Raw genomic sequence first — 23524 nt, 5'->3', positions numbered from 1 at the left:
TTTACATCTTTTTAGTCTTTCTTTGTATCTATATAGCAAGGAACGTTGTTTAACATGTAAACCCATTACAGATATGAAGATAAAAGCTATTATTGTTTCCGCATTGATACTCTGCTGTTTGTCAGCAACTATCATGTATACGACAGCGGCACAATCGAAAAATGAAAGCAAAATGATTACCGAAGCCATTCAAGGTAAGAACACACCGCAACTGATCAAAGCTTTGATCGGCCGGATGAAAGAGCAACTCGAAGTGAACGAGGACGATTTTCCTGCGCTTATTAAAGAAGTGGAAAACTATGCAGCCGAATGCAAAGATCCGGCCTCGACAGCCGTACTCCATTCGATGGTAGCAGAAATGTACAACCGCTATTACATACAGAACCGGTGGAAGATCAACCAACGGACCGACCTGGTCGGTTACGTTCCGGAAGATATCCGCGAATGGACTTCCAATCTTTTCACCCAAAAGATTAAGGAGGAACTAAATGTTTCGCTGCAACCGGCCGGCCTCTTGAAGCAAACACCCGTATCCGAATTCAAGGCAATCCTTGAAACAGGGAAAGATACTCCGGCCCTTCGCCCTACCCTGTATGATTTCCTGGCATTCCGTGTCCTGGATATTGCTCCTTCGACAGAGATATACGAAGAACTGATCGCTTATCTGAATACGCAACCGGATAAAAAGGCAGTGGTACTTACCACCCTTGATTACCTTTCGTTCAAATATCCTTCCCTTTATCAGGAAAAGGATAGAGTTCCCTATCAGGCCGCTCTCGACAGCTTGCAGAAAGTGTATGCTGATAAGGATTACTCGGTAGAAATCGTTGCCGCCCGGTTAAATGCACTGATGTCTGCCGGCGATTATAACAATCCGGCAAAACAGGATTCCCTCAAGACAATAGAATACAATATTTGTAAGGAGACAATTGCCCGTTTCCCGAACTACGAACGGATCGGCCTATTAAAGAATCGGTTGGCGGAAATGCAAAATCCGCTGTTACGCGTCAATACAGAGAATACGATCTATCCGGGAAAAGAGTTGAACCTGAAAGTTAATTACAGGAATATCCCCAAGATCACCGTTAGTATATACAAAAGTCTGAAAACACCTTTGCAGACAACCTATTATAATGTAAAAGACACCAGCCAGGCACTCGGTGCACTCGTTAAAGAGGTTACTTTCTCTTTATCACAGCCCAACACATACACAGAGTCGGACACAAGCCTTGTTATCCCGATGGGAGATATGGGATTGTACGAATGTATCATTACGGTGCCCGGTACGCAGATAAAGACCAACAACCTGTTCAGTGTGAGTCGTCTGGCCAGTGTTTCACGCAATATGACCAACGGTTCCACCGAAGTGCTGGTGACAGACTACCTGAGCGGAAAGCCGGTAAGCGATGCCACCGTCGTTTACTATTCCGGGAAACGCAACAATCTGCAGAAGCAGGGAACTGTGAAAACAGACCGTGACGGATTAGCCGTTCTTCCCCGCCAAAGCGAATTGATGGGTTATCAGGCTACGCACCGCGAAGATATTTATTCAATGCTGACACTTGTTTATCCGGGCGGACAGCTCATTCAAAATAAAACAAAAGTCCGTCCGCAACTGGCTCTGTTCACCGACCGGGGATTGTATCGTCCGGGACAAAACCTCTATTTTAAAGGTATAGCTTATGTCAACGATACAGAAACACCATACGCCGTAGAAGGAGAAACCTATAAGATCACTTTACGGGATGCCAATTGGAAAGAAGTGGCAACCAAAGAGTTGAAGACCGACAAATTCGGTTCTTTCAACGGCGAGTTTACATTGCCTCAGCAGACACTTAGCGGAATGTTCACCCTTTCCACCGAGTATACCAGCACCAGCGTACGTGTGGAAGAATACAAACGCCCGACTTTCTTTGTCGAGCTATTGCCTGTCAAAGGAGATATTTCTTTCGGCGACCAAGTGACGATCGAAGGGAAAGCACAGACTTTCTCCGGCGTTTCCCTGCAAAGCGGAGAAGTGACTTACCGTATTAACAAGCAACCTTTCTGGATGCGTAATTATTTTGGTGGTAACACGAACGAACAGGTGGCAGAAGGAACCACAACAATCGACAACGATGGTACGTTCTCCTTCAAATTCCGTCCGGAGAAATCGACAAACGGATACAGCTTCTTCCCTTATCAGAGTTACATCGTAACAGCAACCCTGACCGACAGTAACGGAGAGACGCAGGAAGCAACCTATACGTTCTCAGTCGGAGAAACCAGTATCGTCCTGAATACCGATATTCCCTCACAAATAGACAAGGACTCTGTTAATGCAATCGTATCGGCACAGACGCTGAACGGGGAGAAACTAACTATCGAGGGTACTTATACAATCTATAAATTAAGTGATAAAGGAACAGATACCCTCTACGGACAGGAAGAATATAAAGAAGAACAACAGGTCGGAGCCGGCAAATTCGTTTCCGGACAGGCCATCGACAAAGAAGCATTCAAAAAACTGGCTGCCGGTCGTTATCGCATCAAACTGGAAGCCAAAGATTCAAAAGGTCGTCCAGCCACTACACAACAAGACTTTATATTATATAGTCTGCGAGATAAACGACCACCGGTATTCACACATCTATGGTTATTGAATGAGAAGACCGATTGCCTGCCGGGAGAAGAAGCCAATATACTGTTCGGTACATCCGACAAAGAGGCTCATGTCCTTTATGAATTGTATCAGGATGGCAAATGTATTTCACGTAAACGGTTGGTATTAAATAATGAGAACCATCTTTTCCGTATTCCATTCCTGGAAAGCTATGGAAAAGGTATTGTTGCCAGCTTCACCTTCGTAAAGAACGGAAGGTTGTACACCACCCAGTCGCAAATCAAACGTCAGCAACCGGATCGCCGTCTGACTATTAAACCGACGACTTTCCGCGACCGTCTGCTGCCGGGTAGCCGGGAAACCTGGAAATTCCGCATACTGGATGCTGATTCCGTTCCCGTTAGTGCAGAGGTACTGGCAAGCATGTATGATGCCTCACTGGATAAGATTTTACCGTTCAACTGGTACTTCAATCCGGAACGTTCTGTTTACCTGAACATCCCATTCTTTAATACAGGAACCGGTATGGATCAGAAAATGATGTACGATGCCGGAAGACCTGATCGTATTAATATACCTGATTATCAGTATGACCGTTTGAACTGGCAGGGCATTATGGATTTCAGAAACCGTAGAGCCTATGGCGGAGGTATCATGATGAAATCGTCGGCCGCCCCGATGATGGCAGAATCCCAAGCTGTTGAATATATATTAGATGATGCCGTAACGATTACCGGAGGTGTACTGGAAGAAAATGCAGTTGTATCACAGTCGCAGAAAGCGGATGAAGGCGCAGCGGATACACCGCAGGAAACAATGTTGCAGGTAAGGGAGAACTTTAATGAAACTGCATTCTTCTACCCTGCCCTCTTGACGAACAAAGAAGGTGATATAGAGCTGCAATTCACTTTACCGGAAAGCAATACGACCTGGAAGTTCCAGGCTGTGGCTAACACATCCGATATGAAATACGGTCTGTTGACAAAAGAAGTGATCAGCAGTAAGCCGTTGATGGTCGTGCCGAATCTCCCGCGCTTCATGCGCCAGGGTGACGAAGTGTCTGTCAATACACAGGTGATAAACAATTCAAAGGAATCTATCTCTGGACGAGTAAGCCTCGAATTATTTGATCCGGCAACCGATCAGCCAATTATCTGTTTAACCAAGTCGCAGAAAACATTCACACTGGCTGCCGACAGTATTACGACAGCTTCATGGACATTCCGCGTGCCGGAAACAACCAATCTGATCGGAATACGTATCGTAGCCGACTCGGATTCAGGCAGCGATGGCGAACAACACCTGATCCCAGTCCTATCGAACCAGTTGCTTGTTACGGAAAGCACGCCGTTCTACCTGATGGGAGAAAACGAAAAGCAGATCCGGTTATCCGGCAATCAACCCTCCGGAACCCGTAAGCCGTTCAGTATGACACTGGAACTGACAGCCAACCCGATCTGGTATGCCGTACAGGCCCTGCCGACGTTAACGCAGCCGGCCAACGACAATATCATTTCATGGTTCGCTTCGTATTACAGCAACACACTGGCTAACTATATCGCTACTGCCAATCCGCGCATACAGAAAGTGATCAGCCAGTGGAAGGCCCAGGGAGGAACAGCTTCAACCCTGTATTCAAACCTGGAAAAGAACCAGGAACTGAAAAATATCCTGCTTCAAGAAACGCCGTGGGTACTGGCTGCCGACAACGAAACAGAGCAGAAACAACGGTTATCCTTATTGTTCGACCTGAATCGTGCTGCCCAGCAACGCGAACTGGCTTTGCAACAATTGTTGAAGCAACAGAATGAAGACGGCGCATGGGGATGGTTCAAAGGCTTCTATCCCAGCCGCGAGATCACACTGCATATCCTGAAAGGAATGTCACAATTGGTAGAACTGGGTGCCGTTCAATACGGACAAGAAGAAAAAGAGATGCAGATGAAGGCACTCAGGTATCTGGACAAACAGATGCAATCGGATTACGAACGCCTGCAACAAGTCGATAAGAAGTGGCAGGCCAGTTCACCGAACTCATTGCAACTGGAATTCTTATTCGTCCGTAGCTCTTACCGGGATATACCTGAACTGGGTGAGGCCCGCGAAGCGATTCGTTTCTACACGACACAGGCTGAAAAAACATGGAATAAACAGAACCTTTACGGTAAAGGAGAAATTGCCCTATTGATGCACCGGAACGGTAAAAAGGAAGTGGCCAGCGAGATACTTGCCTGGTTGCGTAAAACAGCTACCATCTCTACCGAACAGGGCATGTATTGGGCGAACAACCGGAGAGAGAACGGTTTCTTTATCTCCCCGATCGATACGCATTGTCTGTTGATGAAAGTATTCAATACTTTATCGCCGGACTCTAAAGATACCGACCGCATGAAGCAATGGTTATTGAACCAGAAACGTACTCAGAACTGGGAGTCGGTTCCAGCTACACTGAATGCGATCTACGCCCTATTATTGACCGGAAGTGACTGGCTGAATGATAACAATACCTGTACCGTCGACTGGGGAGGTAAAACATACAGCACTGCCGAAGGTGAAACGGCAACCGGTTATCTGAAGGTCGTACTGGACGGAAAAGAAATTTCTTCCGGAAGCAATTCCGTTTCCATCCGAAAGGAAGGAAATGTACCTGCCTGGGGAGCCGTTTACGAACAGTACTTCGAAAATATAAATAAGGTAGATAAACAGAAGGGGGTACTCAACGTTGAAAAGAAATTGTTCATCGAAAGCAATAGCGGCACCGGCCTGCAGATACAGCCGGTAACCGACGGTAAACTTCGCATAGGCGACAAAGTAGTAGTACGCCTGACTATCCGCACGGATCGTGAAATGGATTATGTATTCCTGAAAGACTTACGGGCAGGATGTTTCGAACCGGCCGACCAGATTTCAGGAACGAAATTCAGAGACGGAGTAATGTATTACCAGTCACCGACAGACGTATCGGAGAACTTCTTCTTTAACCGTCTGCCGGTAGGAACCTTCGTTATCGAATATCCTGTTTACGTAACACGTACAGGAGAATATGCAGGTGGAATCAGTACAATTCAATGCCTGTACGCTCCCGAATTTGTTTCGCATACGGAAAGCGAGACAATCCTGGTTAAGTAAACATAGAAAGTCGGGGATTAAAAATGAGAGATTGAATATCATGATTGACAAACAAACAGTCTATCCACCGATTGTAAATTTCGACCTTCAATTCCCGATTTTCAATTCTAAATCTCTATCTTTGTAAAATAAACAATAGCTAAATAAAAAGTAAAATGAAACAGATTATTTTTATTTTTATGGCAATCCTGCTTGCTACAGGAATAGCTTCTGCTCAGAAAAAAGCAGTTATTTCTGCAGAACAAACTTCTCACGACTTTGCACAAATTAAAGAAGCCGATGGAAAAGTATCTACTACATTTGTAGTTAAAAATACAGGCGAAGCTCCGCTGGTAATCACTCGCGTAATTGCTTCCTGCGGATGTACAACCCCCGAATGGACAAAAGAACCGATCGCTCCCGGTCAGACCGGAGATATTAAAATAACATACGATCCGAAAGGACGTCCCGGACCGTTCTCCAAAACAATTTCAGTTTACAGCAACGGTAAAACCGGAAGTTACATCCTGACCATACGGGGAGAGGTAATTTAATTTACAACAAGCTAAACTAAAAACAAAGAATGCTGAATATGAAAAGACTGGGCTTTATTCTATGCTGCCTATTCCTGATAACAGCTAATATAGCGGCACAGAACGGAGCTCAGATAAGTGCAGACGAACTGACCTATAACTTCGGTACTATCGCCGAAGCGGATGGATTGGCCAGTCATACTTTTGTTATTAAAAATACGGGAGACGGTCCGCTGGTCATCACTCGTATCACTGCTTCTTGTGGCTGCACGCAACCGGAATGGACAAAAGAACCTATCGCCCCGGGAAAGACCGGAAACGTAAAAGTGACCTATAATCCCAAAGGACGTCCTGGCCCGTTCTACAAAACGATCTCAATATTCAGCAATGGTAAAAAAGGCAGCTATACGCTGGCTATCAAAGGAAACGTAACACCGAAACCGCTTATACCGCTTCAGATTTTCCCCTACTCGATAGGTGACCTGAAAATGCAGACTAAAACGGTGCTGTACAGCAGTGTCCGCCCCGACGATACACTGGGAGAAAAGATCAGTGTCAAAAATGAAGGAAAGACAACGCTGACGATACACCAGGGTAAAGTGCCTCACTACCTGACCGTAGAAGTGCGCCCGACCCAACTGGCTCCGGACGAAGTAGGTGAAATCACTTTGTTGCTGGACGCGAAAGCGGCAAAAAGAAAAGGTAGGGTTACGACAGAAATACCTTTGACGATCGAAAGTATCGGTCAAAAAGAAGTAACCGGAAAGGTACACGTAGCCGCCAATATCATCGATAACTTCGGCAAACTGACTGCTGCTGATAAGGCGCAGGCCCCGGTAGCCCAGTTGTCAGGAACATTGCTCGACTTCGGCAAGCTGCCGGAGAAAGGAAGCTTTATACCGTTGATCGGAGGGAAAGTAACCGGCACTGTAGAGGTGACCAACACCGGAAAGTCACCGCTTATCATACACAGTTTCACCTGCGATGATGAACGGATCGATATTTCAGGAGGGAAAAAAGAATTGAAGCCGGGAACAACGGCTATATTCAAAATATCAGTTCGTCCGAGAGAAATAAAGACGAAGCTGGAAGCACTGGTAAATATTGTATGTAACGACCCGAACGGTCCTGTTCGCCTCATAAAGGTAACAGCAGAAAAGTAAAATCAATGGACAATTGACAATGAAATATTGTTGTTGCCCCTTAATTGTCAATTGTCAATTATCAATTAAATTATGGAACATCCCGAAAACGACGATCTTTACAGAGGATTAAAGGTAAACAAGGGAGTAGCCGACGTACCGACTGTAAACCCCTACCTCAAAAAGAGACTTCAACGCAAAGAATATACCCCTTCCGAGTTTGTCGAAGGGATACTGAAAGGAAATATAACCATCCTCAGCCAGGCAGTTACGCTGGTCGAGAGTGCAAAATACGAACATCAGCAGCTGGCACAGGAAATCATCGAAAAATGTCTTCCTCATGCCGGTAAATCAGTCCGCATCGGCATTACCGGCGTTCCCGGAGCCGGGAAAAGCACCTCTATAGATGCTTTCGGCATGCATCTGATCAAGGAAGGGCGCAAGCTGGCGGTACTGGCTATCGACCCGAGCAGCGAACGTTCCAAAGGAAGTATTCTGGGAGACAAGACCCGCATGGAGGCTTTGTCGCGCGAGAAGAATGCATTTATCCGCCCTTCCCCATCCGCTGGATCATTGGGTGGCGTGGCACGTAAGACCCGCGAAACGATCGTCTTGTGTGAAGCAGCCGGTTTCGATACCGTATTCGTTGAAACAGTGGGTGTCGGACAAAGCGAAACGGCCGTTCATTCCATGGTCGATTTCTTCCTGCTTATCCAGCTGGCCGGAACAGGCGACGAACTGCAAGGCATCAAGCGAGGTATCATGGAAATGGCAGACGGTATTATTATCAACAAGGCCGATGGGGATAATGTCGAAAAAGCAAAATTGGCTGCTGCCCAGTTCAGAAATGCCTTGCATCTCTTCCCACCCGCAGATTCGGGATGGTTTCCTAAAGTGCTGACCTATTCGGGTTACTACAACCTGGGTATCAAGGAAATCTGGGACATGGTCGGTGAATATATGGAGTTCACGAAAAAGAACGGTTATTTCAATTTCAAACGGAATGAACAGGCTAAGTACTGGATGTATGAAAGTATCAACGATACATTGCGGGAAACATTCTATCATAATCCGGCAGTTGAAAGCATGCTGCTCCATACAGAGCAGCAGGTGCTGAACAACGAAATCAGCTCATTCGTTGCCGCCAAGAGGATGATGGATCTGTTCCTCGAAAACTTATCGAAGAAATAACGCAAAAGATAAAAAGAAAGCCCGTCGAATCGTTTGATTCGACGGGCTTTCTTTTTATCTTCAGTACCGGATCAGATAGAAGACACACGCAGTGTATTCAGCAAATCACGGTTGATCGGTTTGTCATTCTTAATAGCTTTTGAGAACGGAACATATACAATCTGGTCATTCTGTATCCCCATCATCACATTACGCTGGTCATCCAGCAAAGCATCGACCGCACCAACGCCCATACGGGTTGCCAGGATACGATCCTGAGCCGTAGGAGAACCACCACGCTGCAAGTGCCCCAGGATAGACACACGTACATCGAATTGAGGGTATTCAGTTTTCACACGTTCGGCAACTCCCATTGCTCCACCTGTTACTTCACTTTCTGCAACCAATACGATACTACTGTTCTTTGATTTACGGAAACCGTTCTCGATCATTTCAGCCAACTGGTCTTTCTCCATGGATATTTCCGGAATAATGGCAGCTTCCGCACCGGAAGCGATCGCACCGTTCAATGCCAGGAAACCGGCATCGCGTCCCATCACTTCGATAAAGAAAAGACGATCGTGAGAAGTGGCAGTGTCGCGGATCTTATCCACGCACTCCATGATTGTATTCAATGCAGTATCATAGCCGATCGTTATATCTGTACCATACAGGTCATTATCGATTGTACCCGGAACTCCGACGATCGGATAATTAAATTCCTGTGCAAAAATACGTGCACCGGTCAATGTCCCGTCACCACCGATGGCGATCAACGCATCAATACCTTCCTCCATTAACTTGTCATATGCCTGCTTACGGCCTTCGGGAGTTTTGAACTCCATACAACGGGCCGTTTTCAATATTGTTCCGCCACGCTGGATGATGTTACTTACATTTTGTGTCTTGAACTCCTCAATCTCACCTGTAATCAATCCTCTGTATCCTCGGAAAATACCTTTTACTCTCATCCCGTTATAAATAGCGGAACGCGTCACTGCACGGATGGCAGCGTTCATCCCGGGAGCATCACCTCCGGACGTTAAAATACCAATACATTTAATTGTAGACATACCGTCTTTATTTTAAATTATTCGTGGCAAAAATAGTAATTATTTGCCAACAATCTTCCATTTTCACTTAAACTTCATGAAATCTTAACCGTTTGATCAACGGTCTGCATTCAACTCCCGGATACGGACTGCGACCTCTTCCATCAGCCATTTCGGAGTGGACGTAGCCCCGCAAACCCCTACACGGCGGACACCGGCGGGAAGCGGTTCGGTGATCTCTTTCACCTCTGAAATGAAAATGGTATTGGGATTCGCTTTCCGGCATTCTTCCAGCAGCATCTTTCCGTTCGAACTCTTTTTGCCCGCTACAAAATAAACCCAGTCATGGCTGGATGCAAAGGCTTTTATATTCGGCAAACGATTGGCTACCTGACGACAGATCGTGTCGTAATATTCAAAGCGGGTGTCTTCCGCTTTCCGCTTCTGTATCTCTTCCACGATCTTACGGAATCCGTCCAACGATTTCGTTGTCTGGGAAAAGAGGCAGATATCACGTCCGAAATCCAGACGGTCCAAGTCTTCCGTCTTCTCGATCACGATGGCGGTCCCTTCCGTCTGTCCGACCAGACCGTTCACTTCTGCATGTCCTTTTTTACCGTATATCACCAACTGCGTATGATGTTCACGCGTTTCCTGATAGCATTTATGTATCCTCTTCTGTAACTGGAGTACAACCGGACAGGTTGCATCGACAATCGTTATGTCATTCTGTTTGGCAATCTCGTAGGTAGAGGGAGGTTCGCCGTGTGCACGGAGCAGGACTTTCTTTCCTTTCAGTGTGGAAAATTCTTCATGATCGATGGTACGCAATCCCTGTACCTGAAGACGTTCCACTTCCAGACTGTTGTGCACAATGTCACCCAAGCAATACAATATATCCGTATTGTCCAACTCACGTTCGGCACTTTCGATGGCTGTGACAACTCCAAAACAGAATCCGGAACCTTTATCTATTTCGACTTCAATCATTCCTAAAAACTAATTGATCTCTGCCCTGTTATTCGGCAGCAGCTTTATTATATTGAACAAGAAGCCATGCTTTTTGTTCAGCGATAGTCATGTGCGAGTTATCCAGCACAACGGCATCATCCGCCTGGCGCAACGGACTTTCCTTGCGGGTAGAATCGATATGGTCACGTGTCTTGACATTATCGAGCACTTCTTCAAAAGAAGCCGCTTCGCCTTTCGCCTTCAGTTCATCCAAACGGCGTTGCGCACGTACTTCCGGACTGGCCGTTACGTAAATCTTCAGTTCGGCATCCGGAAAGACTACCGTACCGATATCCCGGCCATCCATGATAATCCCTTTTTCTTTCCCCATTTCCTGCTGCATGGCAACCAGTGCACGACGAACAAACCCGAGAGTGGCTACCGGACTTACCCATTTGGCGACTTCCATTCCCCGGATTTCCTTTTCAACCTTCACGCCGTTCAGATAAGTATCCGGACGACCGGTCTCCGGATTAAAACGGAGAGAAATATGGATATCATCCATCAATGCCTGAAGCTTCTCTTCATCGATCTGATCGCCTTTGAACAAATTATGCTGGATGCAATACAAGGTTACGGCACGGTACATGGCACCGGTATCGATATAAGTATAACCTATTTCTTTCGCCAAATCTTTTGCCATGGTACTTTTCCCTGTAGAAGAAACACCATCTATCGCAATTACTATCTTTTTCATGCTTACATTTTATTTATATTTCCTAAGGTTTAAAATCGGCGAGTGTTGTCGAAACGCTTACCATCATCGACATAGCTGACGGATGGTATTTAGCAAATGAGACACCGACATCAAACATTTTTATCTTCACACCGGCTCCTGCTGAAAATCCGGACAGACCGTTTCCGCCTCCCTGCAGTTTCATGTCCATCTTCGTTTTCGGATTGAAACCGACACCGATCCAAAAGTTTTCACTGGGGATATAATCGATACCGATCACCAGGTGTTTAAACAATGCTTTCGCAAAATTATCGCCTTTGTAATCAGGATCGGCATTATCTATATAATCGAATTTCCACCGGTTCAGATACATGGCTGTCAGGGACAGCCGCAGAGGGGCATGATTCATCTTTTTGGTAATACCCATCTGAATGTCCCACGGCATTTTCTGACGATCTTCGTAATAAGGCTTCAACTGGGCTCCGATATTTTTCAGAACAACACCGAAAGAAAACTCCTTTTCCGAATTATAATAACTTAATCCGGCATCAAAACAGAGTCCCAATGATGTGTAGATGTCATAGTTTGAATACAGGAACTTCATGGAAACCCCACCTCGCCAACGTTCGGACAGGTCGTATGAAAAGAATCCATTCAGAGCGATATCGTTTGCTGTAAAATCGCCGGTAGGCCGGTTGTGTTCATCCATTCCCTTGAATTTCCCGTTATGGAAATAATGCACCCCCGCTCCCCAGGCACCACGTTCGCGGAAAGCTTTCGTAAACAAAGCGCTCCCCACATTGACATCCGCTATATAATTCATATAATCCAGATTGATCATTCCGTCCATTTCTCCGCCGAGCAGAGCCGGATTGTGAAAGATAAGGGACGGATCCCGTTCTACCAGTGATACGGTATGTCCTCCCAAGGCATTCGCCCGGGCAGAAGAAGGTAAAGTTAAAAATTCAAATACCTGATCTCCGGATTGTGCCGCGACCGATTGTAAAACGAATGAAAAGAGCAATATAATTAATGTATGTCTCATATTTTCTTAAACAAAATGCGTACAAAGATAAAATGCAGTTATAACATATTCCATAAAGAGAAACGGAAAAAACCGAAAAAAGGTATATAAACACCGTTATTTTTATTTTGGTTCAAAAAAAAGTGAAAATATAGAAGTATTTTCGCCTTTTTACCTTGTGATATAAAATAATTTGTATTTTTGCAGCAAAGGAAAACACATCTTTAAACAATTATAGAAGTATGGAAGTTAAGAAATCACCGAAAGCGGACTTGGAAAAGGGCAAAACACTCGGTATCCTGATGGGTATGGTTGTTGGGTTGGCCGTTTTGTTCGTTGGGTTCGAATGGGGAACCCGTGATGTCCAGATCGTCAAAAGCGAAGGCGTGGCTGATATCATCGCTGAAGAAGAAATTGAAATTACAAGACCGGAGGACACGCCTCCTCCTCCACCTCCTCCCCCAGCGCCAGCTACTGTAGAGCAGCTGAACATCGTGGACGATGACGTGGAACTGGACCAGGTAGATATCATCTCATCTGAGGACGACCAGAGTTCTGCACAGGTAGAAGCCTATGTAGCACCGGCAGTCGTTGAAGAAGAAGAAGAATCTGCTCAACAGATCTTTACCGTTGTAGAAACAATGCCGGAATTTCCGGGTGGACAGGGTGCTTTATTGCAGTTCCTTGCTAAATCCATCAAATATCCGGTTATTGCACAGGAAAACGGTATCCAAGGTCGTGTTACTTGTTCATTCGTTGTTAACAAAGACGGTTCAATCGTTGACGCAGAAGTGATCCGTGGTGTAGACCCTTCTTTGGATAAAGAAGCTCTCCGTGTGATCAACACCATGCCGAAATGGTCTCCTGGTAAGCAGAGAGGTAAACCAGTACGTGTAAAATATACCGTACCTGTTACTTTCAGATTGCAATAATTATCTTTTTAAACATACTAAAAAAGGCTGCTGTAGATTTGCAGCCTTTTTTATTTCGTCTTATCCCTAATTCAATATTTATATGTTATCCTTCAACGAGATCCTTCAAAAAGTAGAAAGAGAAATATCCCAACTGAGTTTTGACTATCCCCCTAAAAGTTTATACGACCCGATTGAATATATTCTATCGTTGGGAGGAAAAAGGATCCGTCCGGCACTCGCTTTAATGGCCTGCAACCTGTACAAAGAAAATATAGACAATGTCATCAACCCGGCATTGGGTATTGAAGTGTTCCATAACTTCACATTGCTTCACGACGACCTCATGGATAAGGCCGACAAAAGAAGAAACAAACCGACCGTTCATAAAGTATGGAACGATAATACGGCGATCCTTTCCGGAGATGCCATGCTGATCGCAGCTTACCAGTTAATAGGAAAAACAGAGCCGGATTGCCTGAAAGAGGTATTCGACCTGTTCACCGATACTGCCCTTGAAATATGCGGAGGACAGCAATATGACATGGAATTTGAATTGCGGACAGACGTAACCGAACCCGAATACATTGAAATGATCCGGTTGAAAACAGCCGTCTTACTCGCTTGCAGCCTGAAAATCGGAGCAATCATAGGTGGCGCATCCCAAGAAGATACCGACAACCTGTACGATTTCGGTATAAACATCGGACTGGCATTCCAGCTACAGGATGACTTGCTGGACGTTTACGGAGATACCGCTACATTCGGTAAAAACATAGGAGGTGACATCACCTGCAACAAAAAAACATTCTTATTGATACACGCATTCGAACTGGCTTCACCGGAACAAAAAGCAATCCTTACAAGCTGGATCGATAAAACCCAATTTATCCCCACAGAGAAAATAGAAGTATTCACTAACATATATAATGAATTACATCTGAAAGAGATCACGACGGCTAAAATGCAGGGATATTATGATAAGGCAATGGATCATCTATCCAAACTAAGTGTAGCTCCGGAGAAATTGACCATTCTGACAGATGTAAGTAACCGTTTAATGTACCGCCAATCTTAAAAGATGAAACTCATAGATACGCATAACCATCTGTATTTGGAAGAATTTGATCCGGAACAGGAGGCTTTGGCTGATATTGCCCGGGAATCAGGGATCGACACGATCCTGCTTCCCAACGTAGACATTTCCACCATCAAACGGATGCACGATTTAAGCGATCGTTTTCCGGATTTCGCCTACCCCATGATGGGATTACACCCGACCAGTGTGGATGAACATTATAGCGAGAATCTCAAAATAACAGAATCCTGGCTGGGAAAACGTTTTTACTGCGGAATCGGAGAAATAGGAATTGACTTGTATTGGGACAAAACCTATCTGAAAGAACAGAAAATTGTTTTTGAAGAACAGTTGAAGTGGAGTATCGACCTGGATTTGCCGGTAGCCATTCATACCCGGGAGGCTTATGCAGAAGTGTTAGACAGCATTCACAAAGTCGGTCCGGACAAACTAAAAGGTGTTTTCCACAGTTTTACCGGTACCACGGATGAACTGGAGGAAATAAAAAAACTGTCCGGGTTTAAACTCGGTATTAACGGAGTCGTTACATTTAAAAATTCCAAACTTTCGGACACCATCAAGGAGAGTAATATCTATAATATTGTATTGGAAACGGACGCTCCTTACCTCGCTCCGGTTCCTTACAGGGGAAGAAGAAATGAACCCGTATATATATGGAAAACGGCAGAGAAGGTAGCGGACACATTCGGCCTTAGCCTTGATGAAACCGTACAAATTACAAGAAAAAACGCATTGGATTTATTTAAAATTCCCAATAAAAAGGCTTAGTTTTAAATTTTCAGGTCAGATGCTAAATTTATTCCGTCAGATATTGTGCATATGTCAAGCAAAAACTTTAGATTTGTGCACTGAAACGTTTGGATATGGGATTTTTTTCGTATTTTGCGCTCGTTTTAGAGGAGACAAAGGCTGAAAATTGGAGAGATGCTCGAGTGGTTGAAGAGGCACGCCTGGAAAGCGTGTATACGCCTAAAGTGTATCGCGGGTTCGAATCCCGCTCTCTCCGCATAAATACCATGGAGGAATTTATTAACAACAAAAATAAAAACAAATAAGAGAATTATTAATCTTAAAAATTAAACACACAATGAAAAAGTATTTTGCAAAAACATTCATGGGTTTATGTGCCCTTGGAATCTCTACCGTAGCATTCGCGCAGGACGCTGCAGCCGGAGCTGAACAAGTTGTTGAAGGTGGTATGTACCAGGCTTTGAAAGTTAAGTTCATCGAAGGTGGTGCAGACTTCATGAGTTTGGTTGCTATCGCTTTGATTTTCGGTTTGGCTTTCTGCCTTGAAAGAATTATTTATCTGAACTTAGCTGAAACTAACGCCAGCAAATTATTAAAAGGTATCGAAGACGCCCTTGATAAAGGCGACGTAGAAGGTGCAAAAGCTATCGCTCGTGATACAAGAGGTCCTATCGCTTCTATCGCTTACCAAGGCTTGATGAGAATCGACCAGGGTATCGACGTTGTTGAAAAATCAATCGTTTCTTACGGTGGTGTACAGGGTGGTCTTTTGGAAAAGAACATGTCATGGATCACATTGTTTATCGCTATGGCTCCGTCATTAGGATTCTTGGGTACTGTAGTTGGTATGGTTATGGCGTTCGACAAAATCGAACAGGTTGGTGATATCAGCCCGACGGTTGTTGCCGGTGGTATGAAAGTGGCTTTGATCACAACAGTAGGTGGTCTTGTTGTAGCTTTGATCCTTCAGGTATTCTATAACTATTTGTTGAGCAAACTGGAAGCTATCCTGAACCAGATGGAAGACGCTTCTATTACTTTGATCGACATGGTTATCAAATACAACCTTAAATTCAAAAAATAATTAAGACTTATGGCAGTTACTAAAATAAGAAAAATATCCAGCTGGACATTACTGATCTCTTCTATTATCAGTATTGTCGTATTGGGTATGTTCTACGCAGGAGGTGTTGTAGACCCTTCTGTTGAAATGAAAGAGCCTATTTATACTGGCTTATTGCTCAACTGGACATCTATACTGTTCTTTGTCACAATTATCAGTACCGTGATATTTGCGCTTTGGCAGTTTACATCATTATTGAAAACCAGTCCGAAATCAGCATTGGCATCTTTGATCGTTGTTGTCTTATTTGCAGCAGTGCTGTTCATCACTTATTCAATGGGTGACGCAACTCCTTTAACAGGATTAAATGCAGATTCACAGGCTTACAACATTCCGTTCTGGTTGAAGATTACAGATATGTGGATTAACTCCACAATTGTTTTGATGGTTTTGATCATCATCGCTGTAGCAGCTGGTTCTGTAAAAAGAATGCTTAATAGATAATAGTAATAAGAATAACGATATAAAACAATTCAAGCGATATGGGAAGAAAAAAGAGAAAAGTGCCCGCAATGAATGCGACTTCTTCAGCCGATATTGCTTTCATGTTGCTTATCTTCTTCCTTATTACTACTTCAATGGACACAGATAAAGGTTTGGCAAGACGTTTGCCGCCTCCTGTACCCAAAGACCAGAAGAAAAATGAAGAAATGGATATCAAAAAGAGAAATATCCTGGTCGTACTGATCAACAGTAACAACCAAATTCTCTGTAATAATGAATTCATTGATATTAAGCAACTGAAAGACAAGGTTAGAGAATTCATTGAGAATCCTTATAACGATGAGCACAAACCTGAAAAGGTTGAAGTAGACGTACCGTATTTCGGAAAACAGATGGTAACTAAAAATCACGTTATCTCTCTGCAGAACGACCGCGGCACTGAATACCAGGCTTACATCGATGTTCAGAACGAATTGGCAAAAGCCTACAACGAACTGAGAGATGAGGTTTCTAAAAAGAAATTCGGTAAAGCTTTCGCTGACCTGGAGGAAGATCAACAAAAGGCTGTGCAGATGATTTATCCGCAAAAGATATCAGAAGCAGAACCTAAAAATTATGGAGGTAAATAATAATGGGAAAATTTAGTAAAGCGGGCGGTAGAGAAATGCCCGAATTAAATACTTCATCATTACCTGACTTGGTGTTTGCCTTCCTGTTCTTCATCATGATGGTAACAACTATGCGTGAAGTTACTTTAAAAGTTGTTTTCCAGGCTCCTCAGGCTACTGAGCTTCAAAAGTTGGAAAAGAAATCATTAGTAACATTCATTTACGTAGGTAAACCAACTCAGGAATTGAGAGCTAAGATGGGTTCTGAAACCCGCTTGCAGTTGAACGATCAGTTCGCAGAAGTAAGCGAAATCGAAACTTACATCGCACAAGAGAAGTCAAGTATGAAAGAGGAAGATCAGCCGTTTATGACTGTATCCATCAAAGCAGATAAAGAGACTAAGATGGGTGTTATCACAGACGTAAAACAGGCTCTTCGTGAAGCATACGCATTGAAGATTAGCTACTCTGCAAGACAGCGTGTTGACTAATTAATTCAATAATAAATAAAAAAGGCAGGACTTTTAGTTCTGCCTTTTTTATTGGAGTAAATTCTACCGGCATTCATTAACGCCGTATACATATCGGTAAAGGTTGTTCTTCACTTCCTCAAAAGACTGTTTCAAATCGAGCTCACCATAGGTCATTAACCGCATTTCCAACAAGGGTTCTCCCGGACGATACGGAGGCTGGAAATAAACATGATCGTCCAGCACATACCCCAAGCGCTCATAGAAGCCTATTCTACGCATACTCATCTCTTCGGTGGGTATTTCTACTTCCAAGACAATCGGAGTGTCACAAAGCGCCATAAACTGCCTCATAGCCTCTCCTCCTGTACCTCCATTACGGGCGGAAGCCTCAATAGCAAAATGCTCCACATAGGAAAAGCCGACAAAACGCCAGGCTGTAATGAAGCCGGCATATTCCTTATCTTTAAACAGCGCGTAAACGCTAAAACGCGATTCATCTTTGACCAACTCTCTCACCAGGGAAAACGCCCGTCGCTCGGCCTCCGGAAAAGAATCATTATATGTTTTTTCTACTTTATCCAACAAAGGATCGGAAAAATCTTTAACCGGCCTGCATTCGATTACCGTACTTGAACTCATACTCTTATAAAATTGATTGATTAATAAAAGAAAACTTACGAAATAAAATAATTGAGCAAATTATTTCGTCTAATTATTATAGTTTACCTATATTTGTATTTAAATGTAATCATACAGAATAACAGAAATACAAATATACAGAAATTATGGCACACCATCAACTGGATGAATTGGATGAAAAAATATTAAAGCTTATTATAGGCAATGCCCGCATGCCCTTCCTAGAAGTAGCCAGAGAATGCAATGTATCAGGAGCCGCTATACATCAGAGAATACAAAAACTCACCAACCTTGGTGTTATCAAAGGATCAGAATTTATCGTGGATAATACGAAAGTTGGTTATGAAACCTGTGCTTATATGGGATTATTCCTGAAATCTCCGGGACAATTTCCTTCCGTGACAGAAGCATTGAAGCAAATCCCGGAAGTTGTAGAATGCCACTATACGACCGGGCAGTACGATCTGTTCATTAAAATATACGCAAAGAACAACCAGCATCTGCTGAATATTATCCATAATAAATTACAGCCATTAGGGCTGGCCCGAACAGAATCCCTGATCTCTTTCAAGGAGGCTTTTAAAAGACAGATACCAATCGATCTGGATGACGAATAAATAGAACTAAAAAAGGCTTTAGAAATTTCTAAAGCCTTTTTTAGTTCTCAAAGTCTCCGGTAATTACCGGAGGAATACCTTTTTAGAAATCTGCATTATTCGGAGTTCTCGGGAAAGGAATCACGTCACGGATATTTGTCATACCTGTTACAAACAATAACAGACGTTCAAATCCCAAACCAAAGCCGGAATGAGGTGCTGTACCGAAACGACGGGTATCCAGATACCACCAGATATCTTTTTCAGGTACACCCATTTCTTTTGCACGTCTCGACAGTTTTTCGTAATCTTCCTCACGTTGTGATCCGCCGATAATCTCACCGATCTTCGGGAACAATACATCCATGGCACGAACTGTCTTTCCATCCTCATTCTGCTTCATATAGAAAGACTTGATCTCTTTCGGATAATCAGTCAGGATAACCGGACATTTGAAATGTTCTTCCACCAAATAACGTTCATGTTCTGAAGCAAGGTCTGCTCCCCAATAGATCGGAAATTCAAACTTATGTCCTTTAGCCACAGCATCTTCCAGGATCTTGACCCCTTCCGTATAAGGCAGACGGATAAAGTCATGTTTCAAGACGAATTGCAGGCGTTCGATCAATTCCTTATCAAACATATTGTTCAGGAACTGGATATCTTCCATACAGTTATCCAAAGCCCACTGCACACAATACTTGATAAAGTCTTCAGCCAGCTGCATGTTTTCCGCAATCTCATTAAATGCTACTTCCGGCTCGATCATCCAGAACTCTGCCAGGTGGCGTGGAGTATTGGAGTTTTCTGCACGGAATGTCGGTCCGAAAGTGTAAATCGCTCCCAAAGACATGGCAGCCAATTCGCCTTCCAGCTGACCGGAAACCGTCAAGCTAGCCTGCTTTCCGAAGAAATCATCCTCGTAAATGATAGAACCGTTCTCGTCTTTCTTCAAATCATACAGATTCATCGTCGTTACCTGGAACATCTGTCCGGCACCTTCGCAGTCTGAAGCTGTAATGATCGGTGTATGGAAATAGAAGAAACCTCTTTCATGAAAGAACTTATGAATAGCGATCGCCATATTGTGACGAATGCGGAAGACAGCACCAAACGTATTGGTACGCGGACGCAGGTGCGCTATTTCACGAAGGAACTCAAGTGAATGACCTTTCTTCTGCAGCGGATAAGTAGCGGGATCAGCAGTACCGTAAATCTGAATTTCAGCAGCCTGTATCTCCACATTCTGACCCTGTCCCTGTGATTTGACCAATTCACCGTTCACACTGATACAAGCGCCGGTAGTAATCGGTTTAAGGAACTCTTCACCCAATTTTTCCACATCCACAACGATCTGAACATTATTTATTGTAGAACCGTCATTCAGCGCAATAAAGCTAACCTGTTTACTACCACGACGGGTACGAACCCACCCCTTCACGTTAACGGTCGTACCGTAAGCCTCGCTTTTCAGTACATCTACAATTTTTGTTCTAGTAATTGTTTCCATGTTTATATGTTTATTCTTAGATAATCAAAACAAGATAGCCGGTATTGACTACCGGCTAATCTTCGTATTATTCAAAAGCACCCATTCGAAGCGCGTTCACCTCACGTTCGTTCAGATAACGCCATTTTCCACGTCCGAGCATCTTTTTAGTCAATCCGGCAAAGTATACACGATCCAGCTTCGTTACATGATATCCCAGCGATTCAAAGATACGACGCACGATACGGTTACGTCCCGAGTGGATTTCGATACCCACCTGGCTCTTGTCGTCTTCGCTGGCATAGCTGATTGCATCTGCATGGATTTCACCGTCTTCCAGTTCCAGTCCGTTAGCAATCTTTTCCATGTCTTCGATAGAAACGTTCTTATCCAACCAAACGTGATAGATCTTCTTTTTCTTGAATGACGGGTGAGTCAGCTTTGAAGCCAAGTCGCCATCATTAGTAAGAAGCAATACACCGGTTGTGTTACGGTCCAGACGACCTACCGGATAGATACGTTCCTGGCAAGCATTCTTCACCAGATCCATAACGGTAAGACGTTCCTGAGGATCATCCGACGTAGTCACACAGTTTTTAGGTTTGTTCAATACGATATACACCTTGCTTTCGATCTGTACCGGTTTATCGTTGAATTCTACCTTATCCTGACGGGTGATCTTTGTCCCCAGTTCAGTAACTACTACATCATTTACTTTTACAGCACCAGCTGTGATAAATTCATCTGCTTCACGACGTGAACAAACTCCAGCATTAGACAAGAACTTGTTCAGACGGATCGGTTCGTTAGGGTCAGCCAATACTTCCTTATACTTCAACTGTTTCTGGAAGTTGTACTTGGCATTCGGGTTGTAATCGTTTGTACGACGTTGTTGCGGACGTCTGTTTCCGTAGCCACCGCCATTGTTTCCATATCCGCCACCGCGATTATTGTTACCGTATGAAGGTCTGCCGCCACCGCGATTATCGCGAGAGTCGTAAGAGTTGACACGAGTATCACCTACTCTAGGTCTTCTTTTCTTCATACCGTCGCCGGTTGCATCTCCTTCCGGAGAAGCGGAATAGGCTCTGCCCGGTCTTTCGTCATAGTTAGGACGAGAAGGACGGTTGAAACCGCCGCCGCCACCATACGAACGATCGTTGTTTCCATAAGAACGATCATTGTTACCATAAGAGGGGCGATTGTTACCATAAGAAGGACGGTTGTATCCGCCTTCACGATTGTTGCTGTAACCACCCCGATTGTTGTCGCGGTTGTTGTAAGAAGGTCTGCTGTTATAACCACCACCTTCACGGTTGTCATACGTCCGAGGACGACTCGGACGGTCTCCGTAAGATGAGCGGTTATCCCCATAAGAATTATAACCACCGCGGTCATCCCGGCTTGGGCGGTTATATGGTCTCCGTTCATAGTTGTTTCCCTCAGGTCTGCTGTAACCTTGATTGTAAGGTCTTCTTTCACCTTCCTGATCTGTGTTTTCCCGTCTGATACTTGGTATCACCTTTCTAGGACGCGGTTGAGATTCTTCTCTTTCTTCTGTGCTCATTGTTGTAAATTAATAAATAATTAACTAATTGGTAACCTCACGGCTACACGCTTATTTTCACACTAAATACCTGTATAATTATGAGGCGTAATCGCCTTTAATTCTGCTTTTACTGCATCACTAACCTGCAGCGTTTCAATAAAGTCACTGATTGATTTCTCAGTGATTCCCTCATTTGTCCGGGTTAAGGCTTTCAAGGCTTCGTAAGGCTTCGGATAACCTTCACGACGCAAAATGGTCTGAATACCTTCAGCTACGACAGCCCAGCAATTATCCAGATCCCGGTACAGAGCGTTCTCATTTAATAACAGTTTACCCAGCCCTTTTGTTAAGCTTTTGAATGCGATTTCGATATGAGCCAAAGGCACACCCACGTTACGCAACACGGTAGAGTCTGTCAAATCTCTCTGCAGACGGGAGATCGGCAACTTCGTAGCCAGGTGCGTCAGGATAGCATTCGCCATGCCCAGGTTACCTTCTGCATTTTCAAAATCGATCGGGTTCACCTTGTGAGGCATTGCCGATGAACCGACTTCACCCGCTTTGATCTTCTGTTTGAAGTATTCCATAGAGATATACTGCCAGAAGTCACGATTCAGGTCGATCAACACTGTATTGACACGTTTCAAACCGTCGAAAATAGCTGCCAGATTATCATAGTTCGAAATCTGTGTAGTCCATTCCTCACGGCTCAGTCCCAGCACTTCATTCACAAACTTATTACCGAATGCTTTCCAGTCATATTGCGGATAAGCAACATGATGTGCATTGAAATTACCGGTTGCACCACCAAACTTGGCAGAAACAGGGATTGCTTTCAACAAAGCTACCTGCTGTTCAAGACGATAAACAAACACCATAATCTCTTTTCCCAGACGGGTAGGAGAAGCCGGCTGTCCGTGTGTCTTTGCCAACATAGAAACATTACTCCAATCTTCGGCATACTTCTTCAAGATATCGATCACTTCCTGAATACCCGGATAATACACTTCATCTAAAGCATCCTTGATAGACAAGGGTACAGAAGTATTATTGATATCCTGTGAAGTCAATCCGAAATGAATAAATTCTTTATAGTCCTGTAAGTTCAGCAGGTCGAATTTCTCTTTGATAAAATATTCAACAGCCTTTACATCATGGTTCGTTACGCTCTCGATCTCCTTGATACGGGTTGCGTCTTCCAGACTGAATTCCTGATAAATTTTACGCAACGCTTCTTTATTCTCCACTGTAGCCAGGCTATTTAACTGTGGAAGATACTCAGCAAGAGTAATAAAATACTCTATTTCTACTCGCACCCTGTATTTAATAAGTGCATACTCTGAGAAGTAAGCCGCCAGGTTTTCGGCTTTATTTCTATATCGTCCATCTACGGGCGATATGGCAGTTAGTGTTGAAAATACCATACTCATTTAGTTTATACACCTATATCCCTGAGTGTCCGGGCGATATGCCAACGATATCGAATACATATATACATTAATAATATAGAGTTGCAAAGTTACTA

General features: G+C 44.0%; 20 protein-coding genes and 1 tRNA gene. 13 read left to right on the top strand and 8 right to left on the bottom strand.

All coding sequences use genetic code 11. The features are described from left to right. Positions 1-73 precede the first annotated feature (73 nt). From P3L47_RS10225 to meaB, 4 genes are all read left to right on the top strand, one after another. Positions 74-5731 carry an alpha-2-macroglobulin family protein gene (locus tag P3L47_RS10225; RefSeq protein WP_277783534.1) on the top strand — a complete coding sequence of 1886 codons (5658 nt, stop codon included), beginning with the start codon at positions 74-76 and terminating at the stop codon, positions 5729-5731. A 155-nt stretch (positions 5732-5886) separates the two neighbouring features. Beyond that, positions 5887-6264, top strand: coding sequence for a DUF1573 domain-containing protein (locus P3L47_RS10220; RefSeq protein ID WP_277783533.1), 378 nt, complete (start codon positions 5887-5889; stop codon positions 6262-6264). Between the two features lie 29 nt (positions 6265-6293). Then, entirely contained in the window at positions 6294-7406 is a 1113-nt protein-coding gene (locus tag P3L47_RS10215; protein WP_122361038.1) for a DUF1573 domain-containing protein, read from the top strand. A 72-nt stretch (positions 7407-7478) separates the two neighbouring features. After that, positions 7479-8576 (top strand): methylmalonyl Co-A mutase-associated GTPase MeaB, encoded by a 1098-nt coding sequence (gene meaB / locus P3L47_RS10210; RefSeq protein WP_277783532.1) that lies wholly within the window; start codon positions 7479-7481, stop codon positions 8574-8576. Positions 8577-8647: 71 nt separating this feature from the next. On the opposite strand, the gene pfkA is transcribed toward meaB, so the two are convergent. The 4 genes from pfkA to porQ form a co-directional block, all read right to left on the bottom strand. Continuing rightward, positions 8648-9628 (bottom strand): 6-phosphofructokinase, encoded by a 981-nt coding sequence (gene pfkA, locus P3L47_RS10205; RefSeq protein WP_122361040.1) that lies wholly within the window; start codon positions 9626-9628, stop codon positions 8648-8650. Positions 9629-9724: 96 nt separating this feature from the next. Then, positions 9725-10597, bottom strand: coding sequence for a 4-hydroxy-3-methylbut-2-enyl diphosphate reductase (locus P3L47_RS10200; protein ID WP_122361041.1), 873 nt, complete (start codon positions 10595-10597; stop codon positions 9725-9727). Positions 10598-10625: 28 nt separating this feature from the next. After that, positions 10626-11315 carry a (d)CMP kinase gene (cmk, locus tag P3L47_RS10195; RefSeq protein WP_277783531.1) on the bottom strand — a complete coding sequence of 230 codons (690 nt, stop codon included), beginning with the start codon at positions 11313-11315 and terminating at the stop codon, positions 10626-10628. A 22-nt stretch (positions 11316-11337) separates the two neighbouring features. Beyond that, positions 11338-12339 carry a type IX secretion system protein PorQ gene (gene porQ / locus P3L47_RS10190; protein WP_122361043.1) on the bottom strand — a complete coding sequence of 334 codons (1002 nt, stop codon included), beginning with the start codon at positions 12337-12339 and terminating at the stop codon, positions 11338-11340. A 221-nt stretch (positions 12340-12560) separates the two neighbouring features. On the opposite strand from porQ, the gene P3L47_RS10185 reads away from it, so the two are divergent. The 8 genes from P3L47_RS10185 to P3L47_RS10150 all read left to right on the top strand — a co-directional run bounded on the left by P3L47_RS10185 (position 12561) and on the right by P3L47_RS10150 (position 17744). Continuing rightward, positions 12561-13250, top strand: a complete 690-nt coding sequence (locus tag P3L47_RS10185; protein WP_122361044.1) for an energy transducer TonB — start codon at positions 12561-12563, stop codon at positions 13248-13250. 82 nt (positions 13251-13332) lie between these two features. Further along, entirely contained in the window at positions 13333-14307 is a 975-nt protein-coding gene (locus tag P3L47_RS10180; RefSeq protein ID WP_277783530.1) for a polyprenyl synthetase family protein, read from the top strand. Positions 14308-14310: 3 nt separating this feature from the next. Next, entirely contained in the window at positions 14311-15096 is a 786-nt protein-coding gene (locus tag P3L47_RS10175) for a TatD family hydrolase (protein ID WP_277783529.1), read from the top strand. 150 nt (positions 15097-15246) lie between these two features. After that, a tRNA-Ser gene (locus tag P3L47_RS10170) sits at positions 15247-15334 on the top strand. An 81-nt stretch (positions 15335-15415) separates the two neighbouring features. Beyond that, positions 15416-16162: a MotA/TolQ/ExbB proton channel family protein gene (locus tag P3L47_RS10165; RefSeq protein ID WP_122361047.1), complete on the top strand. Its 747-nt coding sequence runs from the start codon at positions 15416-15418 to the stop codon at positions 16160-16162. Positions 16163-16171: 9 nt separating this feature from the next. Further along, entirely contained in the window at positions 16172-16645 is a 474-nt protein-coding gene (locus tag P3L47_RS10160) for a hypothetical protein (protein ID WP_122361048.1), read from the top strand. A 38-nt stretch (positions 16646-16683) separates the two neighbouring features. Further along, entirely contained in the window at positions 16684-17274 is a 591-nt protein-coding gene (locus P3L47_RS10155) for a biopolymer transporter ExbD (protein WP_122361049.1), read from the top strand. 2 nt (positions 17275-17276) lie between these two features. Next, the gene (locus P3L47_RS10150; protein ID WP_122361050.1) at positions 17277-17744 is read left to right on the top strand and encodes an ExbD/TolR family protein; all 468 of its coding nucleotides are present in this window, start codon (positions 17277-17279) and stop codon (positions 17742-17744) included. A 63-nt stretch (positions 17745-17807) separates the two neighbouring features. Here P3L47_RS10150 and P3L47_RS10145 read toward each other — a convergent pair whose 3' ends face one another. Continuing rightward, positions 17808-18365: a GNAT family N-acetyltransferase gene (locus P3L47_RS10145; RefSeq protein WP_277783528.1), complete on the bottom strand. Its 558-nt coding sequence runs from the start codon at positions 18363-18365 to the stop codon at positions 17808-17810. Positions 18366-18511: 146 nt separating this feature from the next. Here P3L47_RS10145 and P3L47_RS10140 point away from each other — a divergent pair, with 146 nt between their 5' ends. Beyond that, positions 18512-18982: an Lrp/AsnC family transcriptional regulator gene (locus tag P3L47_RS10140; protein WP_122361052.1), complete on the top strand. Its 471-nt coding sequence runs from the start codon at positions 18512-18514 to the stop codon at positions 18980-18982. 82 nt (positions 18983-19064) lie between these two features. On the opposite strand, the gene asnS is transcribed toward P3L47_RS10140, so the two are convergent. The 3 genes from asnS to purB all read right to left on the bottom strand — a co-directional run bounded on the left by asnS (position 19065) and on the right by purB (position 23423). Beyond that, positions 19065-20471, bottom strand: coding sequence for an asparagine--tRNA ligase (gene asnS / locus P3L47_RS10135; protein WP_122361053.1), 1407 nt, complete (start codon positions 20469-20471; stop codon positions 19065-19067). A 67-nt stretch (positions 20472-20538) separates the two neighbouring features. Beyond that, positions 20539-22017, bottom strand: coding sequence for a pseudouridine synthase (locus tag P3L47_RS10130; RefSeq protein ID WP_122361054.1), 1479 nt, complete (start codon positions 22015-22017; stop codon positions 20539-20541). 62 nt (positions 22018-22079) lie between these two features. After that, positions 22080-23423 carry an adenylosuccinate lyase gene (gene purB / locus P3L47_RS10125; RefSeq protein WP_277783527.1) on the bottom strand — a complete coding sequence of 448 codons (1344 nt, stop codon included), beginning with the start codon at positions 23421-23423 and terminating at the stop codon, positions 22080-22082. Positions 23424-23524 lie beyond the last annotated feature (101 nt).

The sequence above is a fragment of the Parabacteroides chongii genome, assembly GCF_029581355.1.
GTDB lineage: Bacteria > Bacteroidota > Bacteroidia > Bacteroidales > Tannerellaceae > Parabacteroides > Parabacteroides chongii.
This window is presented reverse-complemented; position numbering and strand designations above follow the sequence as displayed.

Bases quoted from the DNA above. Each gene is read 5' to 3' on its own strand.
- P3L47_RS10225 (WP_277783534.1), top strand. From the start codon at position 74: ATGAAGATAAAAGCTATTATTGTTTCCGCATTGATACTCTGCTGTTTG.
- P3L47_RS10220 (WP_277783533.1), top strand. From the start codon at position 5,887: ATGAAACAGATTATTTTTATTTTTATGGCAATCCTGCTTGCTACAGGA.
- P3L47_RS10215 (WP_122361038.1), top strand. From the start codon at position 6,294: ATGCTGAATATGAAAAGACTGGGCTTTATTCTATGCTGCCTATTCCTG.
- meaB (WP_277783532.1), top strand. From the start codon at position 7,479: ATGGAACATCCCGAAAACGACGATCTTTACAGAGGATTAAAGGTAAAC.
- pfkA (WP_122361040.1), bottom strand. From the start codon at position 9,628: ATGTCTACAATTAAATGTATTGGTATTTTAACGTCCGGAGGTGATGCT.
- P3L47_RS10200 (WP_122361041.1), bottom strand. From the start codon at position 10,597: ATGATTGAAGTCGAAATAGATAAAGGTTCCGGATTCTGTTTTGGAGTT.
- cmk (WP_277783531.1), bottom strand. From the start codon at position 11,315: ATGAAAAAGATAGTAATTGCGATAGATGGTGTTTCTTCTACAGGGAAA.
- porQ (WP_122361043.1), bottom strand. From the start codon at position 12,339: ATGAGACATACATTAATTATATTGCTCTTTTCATTCGTTTTACAATCG.
- P3L47_RS10185 (WP_122361044.1), top strand. From the start codon at position 12,561: ATGGAAGTTAAGAAATCACCGAAAGCGGACTTGGAAAAGGGCAAAACA.
- P3L47_RS10180 (WP_277783530.1), top strand. From the start codon at position 13,333: ATGTTATCCTTCAACGAGATCCTTCAAAAAGTAGAAAGAGAAATATCC.
- P3L47_RS10175 (WP_277783529.1), top strand. From the start codon at position 14,311: ATGAAACTCATAGATACGCATAACCATCTGTATTTGGAAGAATTTGAT.
- P3L47_RS10165 (WP_122361047.1), top strand. From the start codon at position 15,416: ATGAAAAAGTATTTTGCAAAAACATTCATGGGTTTATGTGCCCTTGGA.
- P3L47_RS10160 (WP_122361048.1), top strand. From the start codon at position 16,172: ATGGCAGTTACTAAAATAAGAAAAATATCCAGCTGGACATTACTGATC.
- P3L47_RS10155 (WP_122361049.1), top strand. From the start codon at position 16,684: ATGGGAAGAAAAAAGAGAAAAGTGCCCGCAATGAATGCGACTTCTTCA.
- P3L47_RS10150 (WP_122361050.1), top strand. From the start codon at position 17,277: ATGGGAAAATTTAGTAAAGCGGGCGGTAGAGAAATGCCCGAATTAAAT.
- P3L47_RS10145 (WP_277783528.1), bottom strand. From the start codon at position 18,365: ATGAGTTCAAGTACGGTAATCGAATGCAGGCCGGTTAAAGATTTTTCC.
- P3L47_RS10140 (WP_122361052.1), top strand. From the start codon at position 18,512: ATGGCACACCATCAACTGGATGAATTGGATGAAAAAATATTAAAGCTT.
- asnS (WP_122361053.1), bottom strand. From the start codon at position 20,471: ATGGAAACAATTACTAGAACAAAAATTGTAGATGTACTGAAAAGCGAG.
- P3L47_RS10130 (WP_122361054.1), bottom strand. From the start codon at position 22,017: ATGAGCACAGAAGAAAGAGAAGAATCTCAACCGCGTCCTAGAAAGGTG.
- purB (WP_277783527.1), bottom strand. From the start codon at position 23,423: ATGGTATTTTCAACACTAACTGCCATATCGCCCGTAGATGGACGATAT.